The organism is uncultured Clostridium sp., from assembly GCF_947036855.1.
Lineage (GTDB): Bacteria > Bacillota > Clostridia > Clostridiales > Clostridiaceae > Sarcina.
Window position 1 is genome coordinate 1 of the sequence record NZ_CAMQRY010000195.1, and the last position, 3,194, is coordinate 3,194.

Consider the following 3,194-nt stretch of genomic DNA (forward strand, 5'->3'; position numbering starts at 1 on the left):
ACATTCTGAATTTATCATCACAATCACACATAATTTATTCTTCCTCCAAATCATCAAATAGTCCCATTTTAGTTCCTATCATAGCCATTCCAATAATTAAATTTTTAAATTCTTTTTGTCCAAACTTACACATTTCAAGCAGTATTTTATCTTCCTTATCAACTTCATCATATCTAAAAGTAACTACTGCGCCTTTATCTAATTCCTTTTCTGTTCCATCTTCATATTTAACTATTATTTTACTTACATCTAGCTCTATCATTTCTATTCCTCCATTTCATTTTATTTGCAAGTTCTAAATATTCTAACCCAGCTATATAAATGTCTCTATTAGATCTATTCATCTTGTTTTTTCTTGCTTTAATTTCTTCCGAGTTATCACTATTCATAAATTTTATTACTAGCTGTTGTTGTTTTATTCTCATTTCTCTTCTCCTTAATTTCTAATAATCCATGCATATTGGCATTTCCAAATATATAATTTAACTTTGAATATGCTATTCCTGTTACTTTAGCTATTTCTCCATGTCTATGTTTATCTGCTTTCATAAGAATCGCTTTTTTTACTTGCTCTGGTGTAATCTTTATCTTTGCTTTATTTGCAGTATCTTCACAATATTGCTCTAAGCTGATATCTATATGCTGAATCTTAGTTTTTAAATAGGCTTGTCTCCATTCTTTATATATAGATTTAAAATCTTTAATACGATAAAATGCTTTCATATTTGCAACATAATCAAATTCTTTATTATCAAATAAATCTAAACTTTTAAATATTTCTGATTTCATTTCCCTTGTCATTCTCTATCACCCTATTTCTTCTCAAAATCATTTTTAAGCAACTTTAAGTTTATTATGTCTACTTATAGACAAGCATTGTTTAAAACTGTTTAAACGTCATTTTAAGAGTTTTATAACTATAATATTCTATTATTCATCCCATCCCATTAATTCTTCATCGTTTTTAATATCTCTGCTTTCAAAGTTTCCATTAGGTTTTACTTCTTTTACCGTAGTCTTAGTTATGTTTATAGATTTAGAATTTTCTACTAAAGATTTTCTCATATAAGCACCAACACTCTTTACTTCACTTGGATTATTTATTGCTGCAATAACTCTTAATATTTCTTTTATGCTATATCCAGTTAGTAATTGCTCTACAACTTTTCTACTAAGTTTTAAATTAATCTTAGAACTTTCTTTTAAAATTAAATCTGTATCACTATCTTCTTCTTCAACTTTTTCTTTAGAAGAAGATAAATCTTTATTTATTATAGATCTTTCTTTTTTAGTATCTTTATTTATTAGTTCTTGATTATCCATTATCGGAATATCCAGTTGTGGAAAATCACGTTTCGGTTCACATATCGATATATCTATCTTTTGAGATGAACTGAAAACTTTATATTGAATTCCTGATATATGTCCTTTTTCATTTCTTGTTTGTATTTTTTCTATCCATCCTGTAGCTATTAAATTCTTCATCGCAGTTCTTATTTTAGTTTCTCCATTGCTTTTATTCATTAATGTTGATTGATAAATTTTCCAACCTGGTATATTTTTGCATCTTATAATTCTGCAATATAAACCTATTGCAGAGTCCAATAACCTAACATCTATGAGTAACCCATTAGGTACAACTGTAAATCCTTCCGTAAGAACATCATCAAATATAAATTCACTTGTATTATTCATAGATAAGCCTCCATTAAATTTTTATTGCTATGTATTTTTTTCCTTAACTTCTTTTAATTGTTTTAATTCAAATGCTCCATCAATATATCCTAAAATATATTGTTGATTATCTTCTTTTAAAGACATCAATTTTAATGTTGTTTGCATTACTGCATTAAATTTTTTCTTATCCATAGTGCTCTCCTATCACGTTTAATTATATTGTATTGTCACCTAATTATAGCATATATTATCTAGTTGTAAACTTTTTTAATCATTATTATTAATATTCTACATATAAGTCACCTATTTAGTTGACTTTTAAATCTTTTTTAACTAAAATAACTTACGAGGTGATGTCTAAATGGTTGGAGATAGATTAAAAGAAATTAGAAATTACTTTGATTTAAGTCAATTAGAGTTTGCAAATAAATTAATGTTAAATAAATCGTCTATTTCTTTATTTGAAAATAATAAACGAGATCTAAGCCAAAGAACATTTATTAGTATTTGTGAAACTTTCAATATTGATGAACTATGGCTAAAAACAGGTCAAGGAACTATGTTTCCAGAAGGATCTGAAAATTTAATTTTATTAAATTCTATTGTTGAAGCTTTAAATGTTGATGACATTAATATCTTAAATGCAATAAGGAAACTTATTTCTCTTACTCCTGATGAAATTAATGCTATCAATAATGTAATGGATCAATTTAGTTCAGTAAAAAAAGAAGGAAAGTAGTATCAACTACTTTCCTTCTTTTTTATATATTTTTTTGATGAAATTATATATAAGTTTCATTCTTAATTTATCTTTATTGTTAAGCATTTTAATTATTTCTTTTTCATAATCCATTTTTATCAACCCCATCTAGTCTATTTTGCATCTGCAATTTTTATATTACTAGATATGTATAGAAATTCAAAATTTCAAAATTTACTATATTTACAATTAATTATTATCATATTTTTTCTGAAATATTATCCTTATATTTTTAATTTAAAATCACTTCCAAAATTGATTTTTAGACTAATTATAAAAATTAATAAATATATTAACAATCCTAGTATCCGCTTTACCATATTGTCAACATTTTATATGAATTATGTTATTTTAATTACTTAAATTTCATTTTAATAACATTTATTACATTTCGAATACATTTACAAAGAAATATTTTATAGATACTATTTGATAGAAATAAACAGTCAAGTGGTCTAATTCACTTGATATTGAAAGGATATGTTTAAATGATTATAATAATTTGTTTTATAATATCTGTTCTAACAGCAGTCATAATAACTAAAATAAATAAATCTAAAAGTAATAAACCTATTGGAAAGTTAAAGATTACTGGAATAATAATTGGAATATGGTTAATTCTTGGAACTGCAGCAAGTTTTATTTTTCCTAAAGAATATCAAAAGGAAATGAAAGAAAATACTTCTATTAGTGAAGCTCCTACACCAGTTGTAAAACCTGCACCAGTTGTAAAACCTGCACCAGTTGTAAAACCTGC

The 3,194-nt window shown here is 25.0% G+C and carries 7 protein-coding genes; 2 read left to right on the forward strand and 5 right to left on the reverse strand.

Translation table 11 applies throughout. The annotated features are described in order from the left end of the window. Positions 1 to 34: 34 nt before the first annotated feature. The 5 genes from Q0V15_RS12595 to Q0V15_RS12615 all read right to left on the reverse strand — a co-directional run bounded on the left by Q0V15_RS12595 (position 35) and on the right by Q0V15_RS12615 (position 1,869). Positions 35 to 262, reverse strand: coding sequence for a hypothetical protein (locus Q0V15_RS12595; protein WP_297439490.1), 228 nt, complete (start codon positions 260 to 262; stop codon positions 35 to 37). Continuing rightward, on the reverse strand, positions 240 to 389 hold the full coding sequence (locus tag Q0V15_RS12600) for a hypothetical protein (RefSeq protein WP_297439491.1): 150 nt from the start codon (positions 387 to 389) through the stop codon (positions 240 to 242). Before Q0V15_RS12600 ends, Q0V15_RS12595 begins: the two co-directional genes overlap by 23 nt. Continuing rightward, positions 382 to 801 (reverse strand): hypothetical protein, encoded by a 420-nt coding sequence (locus Q0V15_RS12605; RefSeq protein ID WP_297439492.1) that lies wholly within the window; start codon positions 799 to 801, stop codon positions 382 to 384. The genes Q0V15_RS12600 and Q0V15_RS12605 overlap by 8 nt, the downstream gene beginning before the upstream one ends. 129 nt (positions 802 to 930) lie before the next feature. Next, a complete protein-coding gene (locus Q0V15_RS12610; protein WP_297439493.1) occupies positions 931 to 1,695 on the reverse strand; it encodes a hypothetical protein in 765 nt (254 codons plus the stop codon). A 27-nt stretch (positions 1,696 to 1,722) separates the two neighbouring features. Further along, on the reverse strand, positions 1,723 to 1,869 hold the full coding sequence (locus Q0V15_RS12615) for a hypothetical protein (RefSeq protein ID WP_297439494.1): 147 nt from the start codon (positions 1,867 to 1,869) through the stop codon (positions 1,723 to 1,725). A 169-nt stretch (positions 1,870 to 2,038) separates the two neighbouring features. On the opposite strand from Q0V15_RS12615, the gene Q0V15_RS12620 reads away from it, so the two are divergent. Both Q0V15_RS12620 and Q0V15_RS12625 read left to right on the forward strand, forming a co-directional pair. Beyond that, positions 2,039 to 2,416: a helix-turn-helix transcriptional regulator gene (locus tag Q0V15_RS12620; protein ID WP_297439495.1), complete on the forward strand. Its 378-nt coding sequence runs from the start codon at positions 2,039 to 2,041 to the stop codon at positions 2,414 to 2,416. Positions 2,417 to 2,925: 509 nt separating this feature from the next. Then, the coding region (locus Q0V15_RS12625) for a hypothetical protein (RefSeq protein ID WP_297439496.1) at positions 2,926 to 3,194 on the forward strand (269 nt) is incomplete at its 3' end.

Bases quoted from the DNA above. Each gene is read 5' to 3' on its own strand.
- Q0V15_RS12610 (WP_297439493.1), bottom strand. From the start codon at position 1,695: ATGAATAATACAAGTGAATTTATATTTGATGATGTTCTTACGGAAGGA.
- Q0V15_RS12615 (WP_297439494.1), bottom strand. From the start codon at position 1,869: ATGGATAAGAAAAAATTTAATGCAGTAATGCAAACAACATTAAAATTG.
- Q0V15_RS12605 (WP_297439492.1), bottom strand. From the start codon at position 801: ATGACAAGGGAAATGAAATCAGAAATATTTAAAAGTTTAGATTTATTT.
- Q0V15_RS12620 (WP_297439495.1), top strand. From the start codon at position 2,039: ATGGTTGGAGATAGATTAAAAGAAATTAGAAATTACTTTGATTTAAGT.
- Q0V15_RS12600 (WP_297439491.1), bottom strand. From the start codon at position 389: ATGAATAGTGATAACTCGGAAGAAATTAAAGCAAGAAAAAACAAGATG.
- Q0V15_RS12595 (WP_297439490.1), bottom strand. From the start codon at position 262: ATGATAGAGCTAGATGTAAGTAAAATAATAGTTAAATATGAAGATGGA.